We start from the raw sequence: 16,577 nt of genomic DNA, 5'->3' as shown, positions 1-16,577 counted from the left end.
CATCACTTAAGCAAAAGATGCTCCGCTAAGGCGCGCAATCAAGATGATGTTCCACGTGAAACACCTTAACGACAATGCTAAAACCATACCCTATCTTAAAAAATGGCAGGATAAGTCCAAATGGCTTAAGGGATAGAAGAATCCACTCAGTACTTGATTTGTTTCACGTGAAACGCCAATAACTTCGGTATAGTGAAACATCAATATAAAGAATTTGTGAGGTTTTAGATGCCTTGGTTTTTTTCTATCTTGCTTATGCTAAGCCTTGCCTCAGGTACGATACAAGCACAGCAAAAAACGGAACAAAACACTGAACCAACCGCAGCAACTCAACCAACAGCCGCTGCCTTAATTACTCTCGCGCTAGAAAGATGGCGGGGCAAAAGTGCCTATAGTCAATTAACCATGCTAATCCAAAGACCAGCGTGGCAGCGTAAACTGCAAATAGAAGGTTGGACGCAAGGCATGAGCAATTCGCTAATGCGTTTCACCTATCCGCCCAAAGATTCAGGCAACGCCATTCTAAAAATCGACAATCAAATCTGGCTATTCACACCTAAACTCCAACGCATCAGCAAGCTGCCAAATTCGATGCTCAGCCAATCGTGGATGGGGTCAGATTTCTCTTATAACGACCTCGCCAAAAGCGATCAAATTTTACGCGACTATAACCCGCAAATTATCGCCCGCCATACTGACACTTTTAATCCTGAATTAAGCGTTTACCAACTTGAATTGCATCCCAAAGAGAGTGCGCCAGTGGTTTGGGGAAAAGAAGAGTTGTGGATACGTGAAGATGGCGTTTTACTCAAAGAAATCTTTTTTGATCAGCAAATGACGCCCCTGCGCGCACTGCAGACTTTGGAAATCCGCAACAGTAAAATCGGCGCTTATCCGACTATTATGCGGATGCAAGACTTTAACAAAACCGATGAATGGACCGAGGTTCATACCGATAAAATTTGGTTTGATGTTGCTATACCAGAATCGCTGTTTAGCCTAGGAAGTTTACGTTCGCCACGCTCTTGGCAACTTGAAAGAAGCGATGATCTGGAGCCGCTTGAATGAGCGCGCGCGCGCAAAAATTTATTTACCGCAGCATACGGCAGTTTGCATGGCGCAATCTGTGGCGTCACAAAACGCGTTCATGGCTAACGCTTAGCGCGATTGCTGTGACCACGATGAGCTTAGTCTTTATGCTGAGCTTTCAATTTGGCACCTATGCCAGCATGAAAGAACAGAATTTAAGCCTCATCAGTGGTTTTGCCCAAGTGCAAAACCCACAATTTTCTGAGCGCCCTAACCTTCACAACGGCTTTCAGATTGGCAAAAATTGGCCAACCATTTTGCAGCAACAAAGCGCGCTGAGTGGCTACGGTTTTCGCGCGCAAAACTTTGCGATTTTAAGCAATCTTAAAGACACCCAGAACCACGCGGTGCAAATCATGGGCATACAACCCGAAAGTGAAAAAACTCTTTCAAGCCTAAGTCAAAATATCAGCCAAGGCTCGTATTTTGCTGATCCGAATCAGGCCATGCCAATTGTGTTAGGCAAACAATTAGCAGCAAAATTAGAGCTTACTATCGGCGACCAATTGCAACTATTGGGGGAAGATGCCAACGGCAGTTTGGCGGTAGAACTGTTTACCTTAGTTGGCACTTTTGATCTGCCAATCAATGCCTTCAACAATCAATTGGCACAAATTCGTTTAAGTGATTTCCAAGCATTATTTGCCTACCCAAATCAAGTACAACAGCTGGTTTTAAAAACGCCAAAACTAGCACAAATGGACAAGCTTGCCGACGCACTTTTTAGCCAATTAGAACAAGATGCCTATCCACAAAATTTGCGTTGGCGTGATTGGAAAGACCTGCAACCCGGTTTATATCAAAGCATTCAAATGGACATCGCCAGCGCTTTTTTATGGTACAGCGCCCTGCTGCTGATTGTGGTTTTGATTGTGCTAAACACCTTATATATGAGTGTGCTTGAACGCCATAATGAATTTGCTCTACTCCATGCTTTGGGCATGCAACCACGGCAAATTAGCGCAATGCTTAGCCTAGAAATATTGTTATTAATTACCCTTGGTTTAGCACTCGGCTGGATCGCTGGTGTGGCGATTAGCCTCTACTTTATGCACGCTGGAATCACCTTCTCTGGTATGGAAGAACTGTTCGCACAGTTTGGTTTAAGCGGCACGCTCTACCCCCAACTGAGTGTGATTAGCTTAGCTTTTGTACCTTTGGTCTTTGGGATTGCTTGGCTGTTAATGGTGCTGCTGTTGCATTTTAAAATAGCGACCATCAAACCTTTAACCAGCCGACAGTTATGAGGATTTGAACGAATGAAATGGCCTATTCTGCTTTTCGCTTGGCGCAATCTTTGGCGTTATCCCAAACGCAGTGGTATCTTGCTTAGCGTTAGCTTTTTAGGCCTAACAGCCATTTTGTTTTTTAATTCATTGATGCTTTCATGGGCAAACGCCATGTTGGATAATGCATTGAACAATCTTGGCGCAGAGTGGCAAATTCAGACTACCGACTTTACCCAAAACCCTGATTTACAACAACGCTTTATTTTGTCAAAAACCCAACAAATCGCCTTACAAGAGAGCACGTTATTTTGGGCAGGACGTTTGAACTTACCCGCCATTGTAAAAAGCGAATACGAGAGTCTAGGCGTCAATTTATTAGCCGTCGATTTACAGCAAGAAGCTACCCTATCGTTTATTGGAAACGCACTACAAGACCCCATCAAACACTTCAACGATCCACAAAAACCTTATCAAATCATTGTCGGACAAGCTTTGTTAGAACGCATAAATAGTGCCGTTGGGCGTAAACTGGTCGTGCTGACTCAAGGCAAAGACGGCAAATTAGCCGAGATCGGATTACGCATCAGCGCCAGCTTTCGGCACAGTGATCCAAACATCGAAAAGACGATGGTATTTATGCCATTAAGTACCGCGCAAAAATGGCTAGCGGTCGACAACCAAGTCAACCAAATCGCACTGAAAAATCCAAAAAAACTGAGCCTATCGCACGCCAAGCTAGGCGAGGATTTTATCCCGCAAATCGAAACACTGAAGTCTCAATTTTCTGAACAAAAAATCATCAGTTGGCGGGATTTACAACCCTATGCATTTGCCTCGATTAGCATGATGGACAGCTTTAATTGGGTCTGGTTGGCAATGATTGGCGTATTGATGCTGTTTGCTCTGCTTAACACGCTGTATATGTCACTTTATGAACGCCGCACCGAACTGCAACGACTGTTTATCCTTGGCTTAAAACCAAGCCAATTACGGCGTTTATTATTGCTCGAATTGCTGGCCATTTTGCTGCTCAGCGCGCTCTTTAGTTGGGGCTTTATGTTCGCCTTAGTCAGCCTGCTAAGCAACGGTATCAATCTAAGTTTTCTGGCTGAAGGCACCGCTTGGATTGGTATTAGCCATCAGCTGTTTTTAGGCTACGACTATGGGCTATGGCTAAACAATACCGGACAATTAATCGTTGCACTTAGCTTATTTGCAGCACTACCGATTTGGCGTGCAACACGTTTCAAAAATCTGCAACAGAGTAATCAAAGGATCTGAGTATGTTTCATCCGACGGTAATTGAGTGCCAAAGCGTCTGCAAAGCATTTGCCGACGGCGACAGCGTAATTAAAGCCATTGACCAAGTCGATTTGCAGGTATACGCCGGTGAGTTTATCTGCCTATATGGCGCTTCGGGTTCTGGCAAAACCACTCTGTTGAATTTAATTGGCGGCTTGGATCGACCAAGTAGCGGCGAAGTTTTTCTCGATAAACATCCGCTTAGTCATTACAGCGATGACCAATTAACCGATTTACGCTTACATAAAATCGGCTTTATTTTTCAATCTTACAATCTGGTGCCAGTGTTCAGCGCTTTAGAAAACGTCTCTTTCATTTTGCAAATGCAAGGATTATCCAATCGCGATGCAATCAACAAAAGCGAATATATATTGCAACAAGTCGGATTACAAAACTTAATGCACCGCCGCCCTGCCGAACTGTCCGGCGGCCAACAACAACGGGTTGCCATCGCTCGAGCGATTGTCGCCCAGCCGAAAATTATCTTGGCAGACGAGCCTACCGCCAATTTAGATTCAAAAAATTCCGAACAACTGATGAACTTAATGCATCAACTTAATCGCGACCTTGGCAGCACTTTTGTTATCTCTAGCCATGACCCACAAGTAATTGAAAAAGCAGAACGCAAAATTGAACTCGCTGATGGAAAAATACTGCATGATTCCGCCGATTAAACCTTTTTCCATCGATAGACATCGAAAATTCCTAAAATTAAGCGTTTTGAGCGGTTTTTTATTACCCCCCTTTCTCATTGGGTTACCAATAACAAGTTATGCGCTTGAAGGACACTTTAAAAGCGCAATTTTTTCGCAAGACGGGCAACAAAATTCAGATTTTAGAGGCAGTGATTACGACTTACGCCTTAAACGGCAACAAAATTGGCAAGCATGGACTTTCGCTATGGATTATCAACTCAGCGGCATTCGAAGCTCCAATCTTAATGCGAGCCAACTGAACCAAAGCAATCCAGATCGTTTTGCGCTATTGCGCCTCAGCCAAACACTCGCCGATTCCAGTACAGACTTTAGCCAACAGCGCATCGATCGCTTAAATGCCACTTTCCGTCATCGCAATGATACGATTACTTTTGGCCGACAGGCGCTAAGCTGGGGCAACGGTTTGGTGTTTAATCCTCTTGATCGCATCAATCCATTTGCACCCAATCAAATTGATAAGAGCTATAAACCTGGTGTGGATATGCTAAGCGGACAAAAGAGCCTGCGGAATGACGATCAACTCAGCTGGTTTATCCTTCCAAAACGGGCGACTTTCAACGAAAAAGTCACCTATGACGCAAGCAGTTTTGGAATCAAGTGGTATCACTTTTCGCCAAACAGTAATCGTGATTTTCAATGGTTATTGCTTAAAGATGAACAGGAACAATTGTTTGGCTGGCAGCTGACCGAGAACAGCGACTACGGTTTATGGAATTTGGATTTATTGTGGAGTTACGATCAAACTTACCGAAAAAATACACTTAGTGCGTTGCTCAATTGGCAAAACAGCCTATCGATTTTCGATCGCCAAACAGTGCTTTTTGGCGAACTGTTTTACAACGGTTATGGCAGCGCACTGACGCACACAATGGCCGACAATCTGCCTTCTCGCTTAGTGGATTTACAAGCCGCCGGTAAATTATTTAGCACCCATCGCTATTACAGTGCCATCGGCGCCAGCGCAGAAATCTACCCACTGCTAAACATCAACGCCACCTTGATTTCTAATTGGCAAGATAAAAGCCAATTGCTCGCTTTGGAACTCATCTACTCGGTAAGCGATAACGACCAGTGGTTACTGAGCTGGCAACAACCTTTTGGGCAGAGGGGAAGCGAATTTATGGGTTTACAAAGCGCCACCTCACCCAATCGTCAAAACAATTCCGGCTCTGTGGCGCTGCAATGGCAACATTATTTTAGTTATTGAAAACTGCACAAGAATATTTAAAAAAACCACCTAAAATTTCACTTCGCTATTTTTTTATTTAATCATCTGTTCTGCTGACTCTTTTGCTAATTGCGTGCGGGCTAGGCGTTTTGATAGGCTATAAAGTTGTTTAAACCCCTCGATAATTTCCATTTCGTAGCGGAAAATTTCCAAGCGTTTTTCCGTTTTTTCAAACCGTTTTAACTGATGCGCCAACGCTTCTTGAATCAAATGCTCAATCGTCTGTTCCGAACCCATCACTTCTAAAGCTGCATCATGGTTTGCTTCTAATAATCCAAGCAATCCTTTATCCATCGCTTTAGCGACTTCATTGGTTAACTGCCCAACCAAATTCAACATAGTCGGCGACGGTTTAATGTCATCCAATAACATCCGATGCAATACATTAAAAATATGATCCTCCATCGCGGTTCGCATCGATTCAAAACCATGCACAATTAACATCAACTCGGAATACGTTTTTTGTTCACTGTCACTTAATGAACCTTGCGCGGTACGAGCGAGATAACTCAATATTTGCTGCTGATAAGATTTAAAACGCTGTAAATTGACCGATTCCTTACTGAGCTTTTCCATTTTTGGCTCCGAAATCAATGTAACCATGCGCTTATAAAACAGCGCCTGCTTCTTGTGATAATCTTGAATTTCAATACTCACGGCCTGTAGTGCAACGCTTGGCGTATCAATAAATGTTTCGTCCAAATGTTTGGCCCTAAAAGCGATGCCATCCTTTTCATCTTCAATTACCGGTACAATTTTACTGGCTAACCAAACAAACAAAGAGGCAAACGGAAGAAACACAAGTAAGGCCACTAGAGTTAACAAGGTGTTTGCATTGGCAATCTGGCGCGGCATATCATCTACTAAACCGACTTGATCGGACGCGCTCATCAATATCGCTATCTCCGCCAAATACGGAATAAAAGGCAACCAAATAATGACTGCACCTAGGTTAAAAAATAGATGAATAAACGCCGTTCTAAGCGCATCACGCGATTTACCAATCGAGGCTAACATTGCGGTAATCGTCGTACCAATATGTGCGCCCATTGCCAACGCAATCCCCGCGGGAAGGGTAATCAAACCACTGCCAGCCATGACAATAATAATCCCGATGGTCGCCGAAGAAGATTGAATTAAAGCGGTAAACAACATCCCTACTGCGATGGCCAACAAAGGATGTTCCATCTGTACCATCAAGTTTAAAAATGGCTCGTAATTTCGCAAAGGCGCCATGCCTTCGCTCATTAAATTCATGCCAAAAAAGATCAACCCCAATCCTAGAATGAGTTGACCAATCGCCCGTGTGCGCGCCTGTTTGCCGACAAACTGCATTAAAAATCCAACAGCAATCATCAAAAGCGCAAAATTCTGAATTTTAAACGCGACAATCTGTGCCGTCACCGTCGTTCCAAGATTGGCCCCCATAATGACGCCCGCGGCTTGGGTAACCGTCATTAAACCGGCCGAAACAAAGCCAACGGTTAATACCGTGGTAATGGATGACGACTGGATAACCGCGGTTACCCCTGCGCCGGTAATCGCGCCCATCACACGATTGGTGGTTAATTTGGCAAGCAGACCTTTCATCTGATCACCAGCAACGCTTAACAAGGCTTTAACCATTAAATCCATGCCATATAAAAACAGCGCTAAGCCTCCAAGAAGCCACATACTCATATTCCACCAATCAATGTGATTGTGGACATTATTTAACACACCATTCACCATTGAACTGGCGGCAACATTCTGAGTAAAAAGAGCGATAGAACCAAACAGAATAGAGAGTATCAAAAGCCATTTTTTTGCTGATTGAAACATATACACCGCCTTTAAAATAAAATCGTAATTTCTCATTTTAGCGATTAAGTCTAAGCAAGGTTTTATCTTCAACTAAGAACAGTGAGACAATTGCATAAGAATTACTCTGCATCTAACTGCTTAAAGTACGTATAAATATAATTAATCAAGTTCTAAAACGTAGATGTATATAATAGAAAGCTAATTGTTAACACAATTTTACTCGTCTATTCCGTTTAGGAAGAATCGAGGAGATACCGAACAAGTACCGCCCGTAAGAGTTTGGACTAGTTTTGTCTCTCCTTAATAAATGACATCGCAAACTAATGCGAGAATCGCCATCCCGTTTTGAACAAAAAAGGTAGAGGACATATCTTTATGAAAAATCGCAATCTATTTGCTGGCTTAACCCTAGCAGCCGCACTGTTAGCCACTTCTGGCACCTATGCCGTTGAACCAAGCAAATTTGCAGGCGCAGCACCAAGCCCAGAGCGTCAAACCCCTCAAGGTCTTTATATTAATGCCGCCAATACTTATAAATGGATGAAAGAAGACAGCAAAGTTATTCTTGTTGACGTACGTACTCCAGCTGAATGGCAATTTGTTGGCTACACGCCAATGGCACAAATCATGATTCCATCAGTTAAATTTGAATTTAATAAATTTGATGAGAAAAAACCACGTTATGCATCAAAAATTAATGACAATTTCATCGCTGAATTTGAAGAAAAGCTGTTCGACCTAGGCGCTGATAAAAACACGCCTTTCGTTATCATGTGTCGTTCTGGCGCAACTCGTGCGCAGCCTGCAGCAAAAATGCTAGATCAGTACGGGTACAAAAACGTCTACATCATGACAGACGGTTTTGAAGGCGGAAAAGTCAAAGAAGGTGAACACAAACAATGGCGTATGAAAGCCGGTTGGAAAGTGGATAACCCAGTCGAAAGTTGGACATACAATATCGATAAAAAGACCGCTTATTTAGACAAATAAGCGTAACTATCCGGTAAACACCTCTTACCAACCACACTTATCTGTGAATAATTAGGTGCCCACGTATTTTAAATGGGCACTTATTATGACAGACACACTATCAACGCTTCCCACAGTCAAAAAGATTCGCCGTCGCTACTCACGGGAATTCAAACAGCAGGTTTTGACCGCTTGCGAGGACCCTAACACCTCGATTGCACAAGTGGCTCGAGACTACGGCATCAATGCCAATCAAATACAGAACTGGAAGCGTCAGCTTAAAAAGCGCCATGCTTCCCAAGCGGCATTTATTCCGCTGGTCTTGAACGATCTGCCGCCGTCATCGCCTCAAACGCTCTTGGTCGAACTGCCTGCACCTCAAGGCAAGATTGCTGTGCACTGGCCTGTCACAGAATTGGCCAAATTAAGCGCCTTTGTCAAGTCGGTGCAGTCATGATTCGCATTGATCATTATTGGCTGGCGACTGAACCCATGGATATGCGTGCAGGACCCGATACCGCATTAGCTCGTGTCATTGCCGTGTTTGGTGAGGCCAAACCCCATCATGCGTATCTGTTTGCCAATAAGCGTGGCAATCGAATGAAGATACTGATCCACGATGGCTTAGGCATCTGGCTGTGTGCTCGACGTTTGAATCAAGGTAAATTCCATTGGGCTGAGCTGTGGCGGGGCGATTCCGTGACACTCTCCCCTGAACAATGTCTGGCACTGGTGCAGGGCTTGCCTTGGCAACGGCTCGAGACTTCCTTATCACTGAGTTAGTCTTTATAATCCGCGGCATGAAAACAATGCCAAACCTCCATCAACTCTCTGCTGACCAGTTACGAACACTGGCGGCGCAGTTGTTGGTTCAGGTTGAAGAAAAAGACCAGCGCATCGCCGCCGATGCCAAAGCCATTCAACAAAAAGAGCTTAAAATCGATCAACTCACCTATGAGTTAGCCTATCTCAGACGTTTAAAATTCTCACACAAAAGTGAACAGATCAGCGCCTTACAGATGACACTGTTGGATGAAGTGACCGATGCCGACATTGCCGCGATTGAATCGGAACTGGATGCGCTTAGAGACAAAACCGACACAGCGCAACCAAAGAAAAAACCTAAGCGTCAGCCGCTACCCGAACACCTACCTCGTCTTGACATCCGTCATGATCCCGAATCCACCACCTGTTCATGTGGCTGTCAATTACGCCATATTGGTGAAGACGTCAGTGAAAAGCTGGATTATCTGCCCGGGACGTTTCAAGTTGAACGTCATATTCGCTCCAAATGGGCGTGCGATACCTGTGAAACTCTGATTCAAAAACCGATGCCCCCACAAATCATTGATAAAGGTCTGCCCACCTCTGGGTTACTCGCACATCTGCTCATCGCCAAATACGCTGATCACTTACCGCTGTATCGTCAAGCTCAGATCTTTGAACGGGCCGGTGTTAAATTACCCAGTTCCACTTTAGCCGAATGGGTCGGCGTCTGTGGTGTTCAACTTGAACCGGTGGCTCAAGCACTCAAAGACTTTTTGCTGACGCAACCGGTCTTGCACGCCGATGAAACCCCAGTGCCCATGCTCAAGCCGGGGAATAAGAAAACCCATAAAGCCTATCTGTGGGCCTACACCAATCCAGCCAATGCACAACATAAGGCGGTGTATTACCACTTCAGTGAAGGACGAAACGGCAAGTTCGCAAGAGAGGTGCTACAGGATTGGAAAGGATTGTTGGTGTGTGATGACTATCCTGGGTACAAAGCCAGTTTTAAACAAGGCGTGAGCGAAGTGGGCTGTATGGCGCATGCCCGTCGTAAGTTCGTGGAACTGCATGAAAGCGGCAAAAGCACGATTGCCATTCAAGCCATTGAACTAATGGGACAACTTTACGCCATTGAAAAAGAGATTCAACCCTTAGCCCCAGAGGAACGACAGATAATCCGGCAGCAAAAATCCAAACCGATCATGGACTTGCTGCTCAAATGGCTGAAGGTCCATCGAGAAAAAGTGCCCAAAGGTGGGGCAACGGAAAAAGCGATTCACTATAGCTTGAAACGTTGGGATGCCTTAAGCCGATACCTTGGAGATGGCCGCCTGCCCATCGATAATAACTGGGTAGAAAATCAAATCCGACCTTGGGCGTTAGGTCGCAAGAACTGGCTGTTTGCCGGCAGTCTACGCAGTGGTCAACGTGCGGCGAATATTATGAGCTTGATTCAATCAGCTAAAAACAATGGTCTGGATCCTTACGCCTATCTCAAAGACGTGCTTGAACGCTTACCCACCCATAAAGCCAGTCAAATCGACCAACTCCTACCGCACAATTGGCAACCTAGCAATCGGTGATTGCCGGACGCTTACAGACCAACGCATTGCGGCCAATGCCAAAGCCATTCAACAAAAAGAGCTTAAAATCGATCAACTCACCTATGAGTTAGCCTATCTCAGACGTCTAAAATTCTCACACAAAAGTAAACAGATCAGCGCCTTACAGATGACACTGTTGGATGAAGTGACCGATGCCGACATTGCCGCGATTGAATCGGAACTGGAATCTCTCAAAGACAAAACCGACACAGCGCAACCAAAGAAACAACCTAAGCGTCAGCCGCTACCCGAAAACCTACCTCGTCTTGAAATCCGTCATGATCCCGAATCCACCACCTGTTCATGTGGCTGTCAATTACGCCATATTGGTGAAGACGTCAGTGAGAAGCTGGATTATCTGCCCGGTAGCTCTCAAGTGGAACGTCATATTCGCTCCAAATGGGCGTGCGATGCCTGTGAAACTCTGGTTCAAAAACCGATGCCCCCACAAATCATTGACAAAGGTCTGCCCACCTCTGGGTTACTCGCACATCTGCTCATCGCCAAATACGCTGATCACTTACCGCTGTATCGTCAAGCTCAGATCTTTGAACGGGCCGGTGTTAAATTACCCAGTTCCACTTTAGCCGAATGGGTCGGCGTCTGTGGTGTTCAACTTGAACCGGTGGCTCAAGCACTCAAAGACTTTTTGCTGACGCAACCGGTCTTGCACGCCGATGAAACCCCAGTGCCCATGCTCAAGCCGGGGAATAAGAAAACCCATAAAGCCTATCTGTGGGCCTACACCAATCCAGCCAATGCACAACATAAGGCGGTGTGTTCTGGTCAAGCTTTTTTGGACACTTGGTTTTTACAATTTTCATACTCAATCGGCGTCAAATCACCGTTCGCAGTATGAAGCCTTTTTAAGTTGTAGTAACGCATGTAATCTGCTACGTCTTTTTTCATGCTCTCGCGTGTTGGATGATAGGCTTTAAACAGCCAGTCATGTTTTAAGCTGCCAAAAAATCGTTCAACAACGGCATTATCCCAACAGGCTCCGACATCGCCCATAGAGGCTGTCATATTTTGCTTAGCCAGTAGTGTGGCAAACCGTTTGCTAGTGTACTGAGAACCACGATCACTGTGAAAAATCACGCCTTTGGGATGCCCTCGTAGCCAATACGCTTGCTGTAAGGATTGCATGACGAGTTCGACCGTCATTCGTTCACTCACGGCCCAACCGATAATGCGGCGAGAATACAGGTCCATTACGACACTCAAATACAGCCAACCTTCAGGTGTTTTCAAGTAGGTAATATCGCCTGCCCAAACTTGATTCATCGCGCTTGGATTGAACTTCATCTTAACCAAGTTATCCGCCACTCGATGTGTCAGGTTACGCTTAGTCGTTATTTTATAAGCTCGACGCTGTTTGACGACTAATCCCAGTGTTTTCATGAGCCGACGTGCTTTCTCTCGGCTGACGAGAAACCCAGCCTTACGAAGGGCTTTGGCGAGTTCACGAGAGCCCAAACTGTCACGGCTCTCTTTGAAGAGCTGTTTGGCTGTACGATAGAGTTCAAGTTGTTCTGTCTTGATTGCCTTTTTAGGTCGTTTTTTCCATGCGTAATAGCCTGAACGACTGAGTTTCAACACTTGGCTCACAGGCTTAACTGGCAAGCCCTCCTGAATCAATTCATCCATGAATGAAAACGTTATCGGATGTCTTGCGCCAGAAGGGCTGAAGCTTTTTTTAAGATCTCTTTTTCGAGTTTTAAGCGCTTGTTTTCAGCGCGCAACTGTTTCAACTCAGCGCGTTCATCCTGACTCAGTGCTGACCCATTGGCTTGGGCTTCAAACTTCTCTTTCCACTTGTAAATCAAATTCGTTCTGACACCTAAGGATTCAGCCGCCTCTGCCACACTGTAACCTTGATCCGTTACCAACGCGACGGCTTCTTTTTTAAACTCATCGGTGTAAGTTTTATAAGTTCTCTTTTGACTCATGATCACTCCTAGTTCGACAACATCTATTGTCTCTTATAAAAGTGTCCACTGCTATTAGACCAGTTCAGTGTATTACCACTTTAGTGAAGGACGAAACGGCAAGTTCGCAAGAGAGGTGCTACAGGATTGGAAAGGATTGTTGGTGTGCGATGACTATTCAGGGTACAAAGCCAGTTTTAAGCAAGGCGTGATCGAAGTCGGTTGCATGGCGCATGCCCGTCGTAAGTTCGTTGAGCTGCATGAAAGCGGCAAAAGCACGATTGCCATTCAAGCCATTGAACTAATGGGGCAACTTTACGCCATTGAAAAAGAGATTCAACCCTTAGCCCCAGAGGAACGACAGATAATCCGGCAGCAAAAATCCAAACCGATCATGGACTTGCTGCTCAAATGGCTGCAGGTCCATCGAGAAAAAGTGCCCAAAGGTGGGGCAACGGAAAAAGCGATTCACTATAGCCTGAAACGTTGGGATGCCTTAAGCCGATACCTCGGAGATGGCCGCCTGCCCATCGATAATAACTGGGTGGAAAATCAAATCCGACCTTGGGCGTTAGGTCGCAAGAACTGGCTGTTTGCCGGCAGTCTACGCAGTGGTCAACGTGCGGCGAATATTATGAGCTTGATTCAATCAGCTAAAAACAATGGTCTGGATCCTTACGCCTATCTCAAAGACGTGCTTGAACGCTTACCCACCCATAAAGCCAGTCAAATCGACCAACTCCTACCGCACAATTGGCAACCTAGCAACCGGTGATTGCCGGACGCTTACAGATTACCCATCTAGGCTGCTGGGCCCATGCCCGACGTAAGTTTATGGATGCCAAAAAAGTACTGCCTAAGAATAAAACCGGCAAGGCGGACATGGCACTCAATCTCATTCAAAAGCTCTATCAAATTGAACAACACATCAAAGACCAACCACCAAATAAACGACTCGAGATCCGGCAAACCGAAAGCCTGCGGGTTTTAGAACAGCTCAAAACGTGGTTGGATAAAAGCCTCAACAGCACCGTGCCCAAAAGCAAACTCGGTGAGGCCTTGAGCTATCTTGCGAAAAACTGGGAAAAGCTTCAAATCTTCACCACGAATGGGCGATTGAATATCGACAACAACCCGGTTGAGAATGCCATTCGTCCCTTCGCGATTGGACGCAAGAACTGGCTGTTTAGCCAATCGGTTAAAGGCGCCAAAGCCAGTGCGATGCTGTACAGCTTGATTGAAACCGCCAAAGCCAACGGACTCGAACCCCAAGCCTATCTCACTCATCTTTTCCGAAACCTCCCCAACTGCGACACCCTCGAGCAGTTCGAAGCACTTCTGCCGTGGAACCACACCGCATACTAGAAAACTAGGGTGTGGGTAAATTGCCGCTTACCCAACTGCGACACCCTCGAGCAGTTCGAAGCACTTCTGCCGTGGAACCACACCGCATCCTAGAAAACTAGGGTGTGGGTAAATTGTCGCTTACGTTGGTAAGAGGTGTTTACCGGATAGTTACGCACGCGTAACACTGCTTGCCGATTAACTTCAGTGAACAGCGACAGGGAAGGCTTAGCGAAATTTGAAAAACACCAGTTAAGGCGTAAAGGGGAAAGCGTTTAAACAAAGGGACTTAAACGCTGAATGCGAAGATTTTGTAATATTGGCTGCTTAAAGATGTTTTTTCATGTAACTCCACAAAGCTTTCTTGTCCATAGCTTGACCATACAAGAAACCTTGAGCAACATCACAGCCTCTTTCTAAAAGGTAATTCACCTGTTCTTCTGACTCAACCCCTTCGCAAATAATATTCAGCTTTAGAGTTTGCAGCAATTGAATAATTCCATCCAAAAGAATAGAACTTTCTTGCCCTTGATGAATTTCTGCAACAAAGCTGCGATCAATTTTAATCGCTTGAAAGGTAAATTTACGCAAACTGTAAATCGATGAATAACCGGTGCCAAAATCATCTAACTGAAGCTCATAGCCTAATTCTCTAAAAATGTGCAAATTATTCTCAATCACTTCGTCTTTTTCAAACAACGCCGTTTCAGTCACTTCTATTTTTAATAAAGGCACCACTTGCGAATGATTCTGCGCAATATCTTCAAGTTGCTTACGAATTTTTGGATGAGCTAGCTGATAGGCATTCAGATTTATCGAGACTGGCCAGCGGAAACCATGTGCCATCCACAAACCGATTTCGACAACCAAATGCTTAATTAAACGTATACTCAAGCCAATAATTTCTTGCCTATCGGCAATTAAATGCAAAAAGTCACCTGGTAAAAGTATTTTATCGGCTTGCTTACGCCAGCGCATTAATGCTTCAAAACCAACAAGTTTACCGGTTTCCATATCGTGTTGCGGCTGAAAAAAGTTTTCAAATTCGTTCTTATTAATCGCATCACGAATAAATTCAATCGACTGTTCACGCTCAATCTCTTGGCTATAAAGCGAATGATCGTAATATTGCACTTGATTCTTGCCAGCTTTTTTAGCTTGGTACATCGCAAAATCAGCCGCTTGCAACAAGGAGTTTGTGTCCACTGCATCATTCGGATACTTGGCAATACCAATACTGGCTGAACAAGCAAAAGTAATATCAAACAATTGGTACGGGCGCTTTAAATCTTCCTGTAATTTATAAATAATACGCGTTAATGCTGAATCAGGAATCTCTTGATATAGGATGATTGTGAACTCATCGCCACCGATTCGGGCGATATGGTCACGCTGCTTTAAGCCATTGCGTAAACGTTTAGAAAAGTTACGTAACAACTCATCGCCATAATTATGGCCATGACGATCATTCAGCGTTTTAAAGTTATCCAAATCAATAAAAATTAATGTCAGCTCTTCACCTTCGCGTTGTGCAGACTGAAACATATCATCATAGATGCGATTAAAGCCTTTGCGATTCAATAAGCCTGTCAGAACATCGGTATCAGCCTGCTTTTGGAGAAACTCTTCTTTTTCAACCAAACCGAGAATATTGCGGAACACCGCCACATAATATGCGGGTTTTCTAGAGCGTGTTCCTTGGGTATAGACGGTCGAAATTTGCAAATCTTCCGGATAGACTTCGCCCGATTTGGTGCGATTATTCAACACCCCTTGCCAATAGCCATCACGGTCAAGGGCTTGATACATCTTCTGATAAAATTCGGGGCTTTGTTGATGCGATGAAAGAATGCTGGGATTTAGTCCCAAAACCTCTTCTTTTCGATAACCAGTAATTTTTGAGAAAGCGGGGTTCACATCTTGAATTTTAAATTGATGGTTAACCACCATTATGCCTTCCTGGGCGTGCTCAAAGACCATTTTATAGGTCAAGAGAGACTGCATCAGATCATGCTCACGTTGCACAGGAATAATTGAAAGCAAAATGAAATTTTGACCATTCAACGAATAGTAATTCTGGAATACTTTGGCAAAGATGCCGTTATGGTTTCGCCCAGAAAGCAGCAGTTCAATCGGCGTCGTGCTCGAAGAATAAATTCTTTCTAGGAACTCAGACATACCATTGATGATATAACGGGTGAATATTTGCGAGATTAATTCTTCGCCACTGCTCACTTTAAGAAGAAGTAAATCTCGCGCCGTTGCATTCGCTTCAACAATGCGAATTTCAGAGTCAAGCACCACAAAACCTATCGGCAATGACTCAAATAACTCGTTAGCCACTGTTTGTGACAAAAGGACATTACTGTAACTTTTTGTCAGATTTTTCTGTAACCGATCAAACTCAAGTTGTACTTTTTTTGAAGATGCTGAAGACGGTTCGGCGCAATGCTTTTCCAACATTACGCCGAACTTCTTTAAGACATCGTCTAGGCCATTAATTTTGCTATTGTCAACGAAGTAATTCATATGAGTCTTTTGGGTAGTTAAAAAAGCGTTTTATAAAAAACCCTTTTTACACGATAAATGGTCAA

14 protein-coding genes and 1 pseudogene are annotated in these 16,577 nt (G+C 44.5%); 12 read left to right on the top strand and 3 right to left on the bottom strand.

Going from position 1 to position 16,577, the window contains the following annotated elements; translation table 11 throughout:
* Positions 1–228 precede the first annotated feature (228 nt).
* The 5 genes from HRR27_RS00370 (at position 229) to HRR27_RS00350 (ending at position 5,543) form a co-directional block, all read left to right on the top strand.
* Positions 229–1,068, top strand: a complete 840-nt coding sequence (locus HRR27_RS00370; protein WP_173269206.1) for an outer membrane lipoprotein-sorting protein — start codon at positions 229–231, stop codon at positions 1,066–1,068.
* Positions 1,065–2,336, top strand: a complete 1,272-nt coding sequence (locus HRR27_RS00365; RefSeq protein ID WP_173269204.1) for an ABC transporter permease — start codon at positions 1,065–1,067, stop codon at positions 2,334–2,336. Before HRR27_RS00370 ends, HRR27_RS00365 begins: the two co-directional genes overlap by 4 nt.
* A gap of 12 nt (positions 2,337–2,348) precedes the next feature.
* Positions 2,349–3,599, top strand: coding sequence for an ABC transporter permease (locus HRR27_RS00360; protein WP_173269202.1), 1,251 nt, complete (start codon positions 2,349–2,351; stop codon positions 3,597–3,599).
* Positions 3,600–3,601: 2 nt separating this feature from the next.
* Positions 3,602–4,294, top strand: coding sequence for an ABC transporter ATP-binding protein (locus HRR27_RS00355; protein WP_173269200.1), 693 nt, complete (start codon positions 3,602–3,604; stop codon positions 4,292–4,294).
* 226 nt (positions 4,295–4,520) lie between these two features.
* Positions 4,521–5,543 carry a hypothetical protein gene (locus HRR27_RS00350; RefSeq protein WP_173269197.1) on the top strand — a complete coding sequence of 341 codons (1,023 nt, stop codon included), beginning with the start codon at positions 4,521–4,523 and terminating at the stop codon, positions 5,541–5,543.
* 54 nt (positions 5,544–5,597) lie between these two features.
* Here the strand turns inward: HRR27_RS00350 and HRR27_RS00345 are convergent, their stop codons facing one another.
* The gene (locus HRR27_RS00345) at positions 5,598–7,385 is read right to left on the bottom strand and encodes a Na/Pi cotransporter family protein (protein ID WP_173269195.1); all 1,788 of its coding nucleotides are present in this window, start codon (positions 7,383–7,385) and stop codon (positions 5,598–5,600) included.
* A gap of 357 nt (positions 7,386–7,742) precedes the next feature.
* Here HRR27_RS00345 and HRR27_RS00340 point away from each other — a divergent pair, with 357 nt between their 5' ends.
* The 5 genes from HRR27_RS00340 to tnpC (HRR27_RS00320) all read left to right on the top strand — a co-directional run bounded on the left by HRR27_RS00340 (position 7,743) and on the right by tnpC (HRR27_RS00320) (position 11,570).
* Positions 7,743–8,357, top strand: a complete 615-nt coding sequence (locus tag HRR27_RS00340; RefSeq protein WP_173269193.1) for a rhodanese-like domain-containing protein — start codon at positions 7,743–7,745, stop codon at positions 8,355–8,357.
* An 85-nt stretch (positions 8,358–8,442) separates the two neighbouring features.
* Positions 8,443–8,793: a transposase gene (locus HRR27_RS00335; protein WP_173269095.1), complete on the top strand. Its 351-nt coding sequence runs from the start codon at positions 8,443–8,445 to the stop codon at positions 8,791–8,793.
* On the top strand, positions 8,790–9,119 hold the full coding sequence (gene tnpB / locus HRR27_RS00330; RefSeq protein ID WP_173269097.1) for an IS66 family insertion sequence element accessory protein TnpB: 330 nt from the start codon (positions 8,790–8,792) through the stop codon (positions 9,117–9,119). The genes HRR27_RS00335 and tnpB overlap by 4 nt, the downstream gene beginning before the upstream one ends.
* A 17-nt stretch (positions 9,120–9,136) precedes the next feature.
* Positions 9,137–10,690: an IS66 family transposase gene (gene tnpC, locus HRR27_RS00325; protein ID WP_173269099.1), complete on the top strand. Its 1,554-nt coding sequence runs from the start codon at positions 9,137–9,139 to the stop codon at positions 10,688–10,690.
* Entirely contained in the window at positions 10,614–11,570 is a 957-nt protein-coding gene (gene tnpC / locus HRR27_RS00320; protein WP_173269191.1) for an IS66 family transposase, read from the top strand. The genes tnpC (HRR27_RS00325) and tnpC (HRR27_RS00320) overlap by 77 nt, the downstream gene beginning before the upstream one ends.
* On the opposite strand, the gene HRR27_RS00315 is transcribed toward tnpC (HRR27_RS00320), so the two are convergent.
* Positions 11,498–12,660 (bottom strand): IS3 family transposase gene (locus tag HRR27_RS00315; RefSeq protein WP_173269189.1). Its coding sequence is split into 2 segments (ribosomal slippage): positions 11,498–12,384 and positions 12,384–12,660, totalling 1,164 coding nucleotides; the frame shifts between segments, so codons are not numbered across the junction. The genes tnpC (HRR27_RS00320) and HRR27_RS00315 overlap by 73 nt on opposite strands.
* Positions 12,661–12,724: 64 nt before the next feature.
* On the opposite strand from HRR27_RS00315, the pseudogene tnpC (HRR27_RS00310) reads away from it, so the two are divergent.
* Positions 12,725–13,414 (top strand): annotated as a pseudogene (gene tnpC, locus HRR27_RS00310) (IS66 family transposase); the annotation flags it as partial.
* On the top strand, positions 13,411–14,004 hold the full coding sequence (gene tnpC / locus HRR27_RS00305) for an IS66 family transposase (RefSeq protein WP_173269185.1): 594 nt from the start codon (positions 13,411–13,413) through the stop codon (positions 14,002–14,004). The pseudogene tnpC (HRR27_RS00310) and the gene tnpC (HRR27_RS00305), both read left to right, overlap by 4 nt.
* A 306-nt stretch (positions 14,005–14,310) precedes the next feature.
* Here the strand turns inward: tnpC (HRR27_RS00305) and HRR27_RS00300 are convergent, their stop codons facing one another.
* Complete coding sequence (locus HRR27_RS00300; protein ID WP_173269183.1) at positions 14,311–16,512, bottom strand: EAL domain-containing protein; 2,202 nt, start codon at positions 16,510–16,512, stop codon at positions 14,311–14,313.
* Between the last annotated feature and the right edge of the window lie 65 nt (positions 16,513–16,577).

It is taken from the genome of Thiosulfatimonas sediminis, from assembly GCF_011398355.1.
Lineage (GTDB): Bacteria > Pseudomonadota > Gammaproteobacteria > Thiomicrospirales > Thiomicrospiraceae > Thiomicrorhabdus > Thiomicrorhabdus sediminis_A.
The sequence above is the reverse complement of the archived record's forward strand: the minus strand, read 5'-3'. Positions and strand labels throughout refer to the sequence as shown.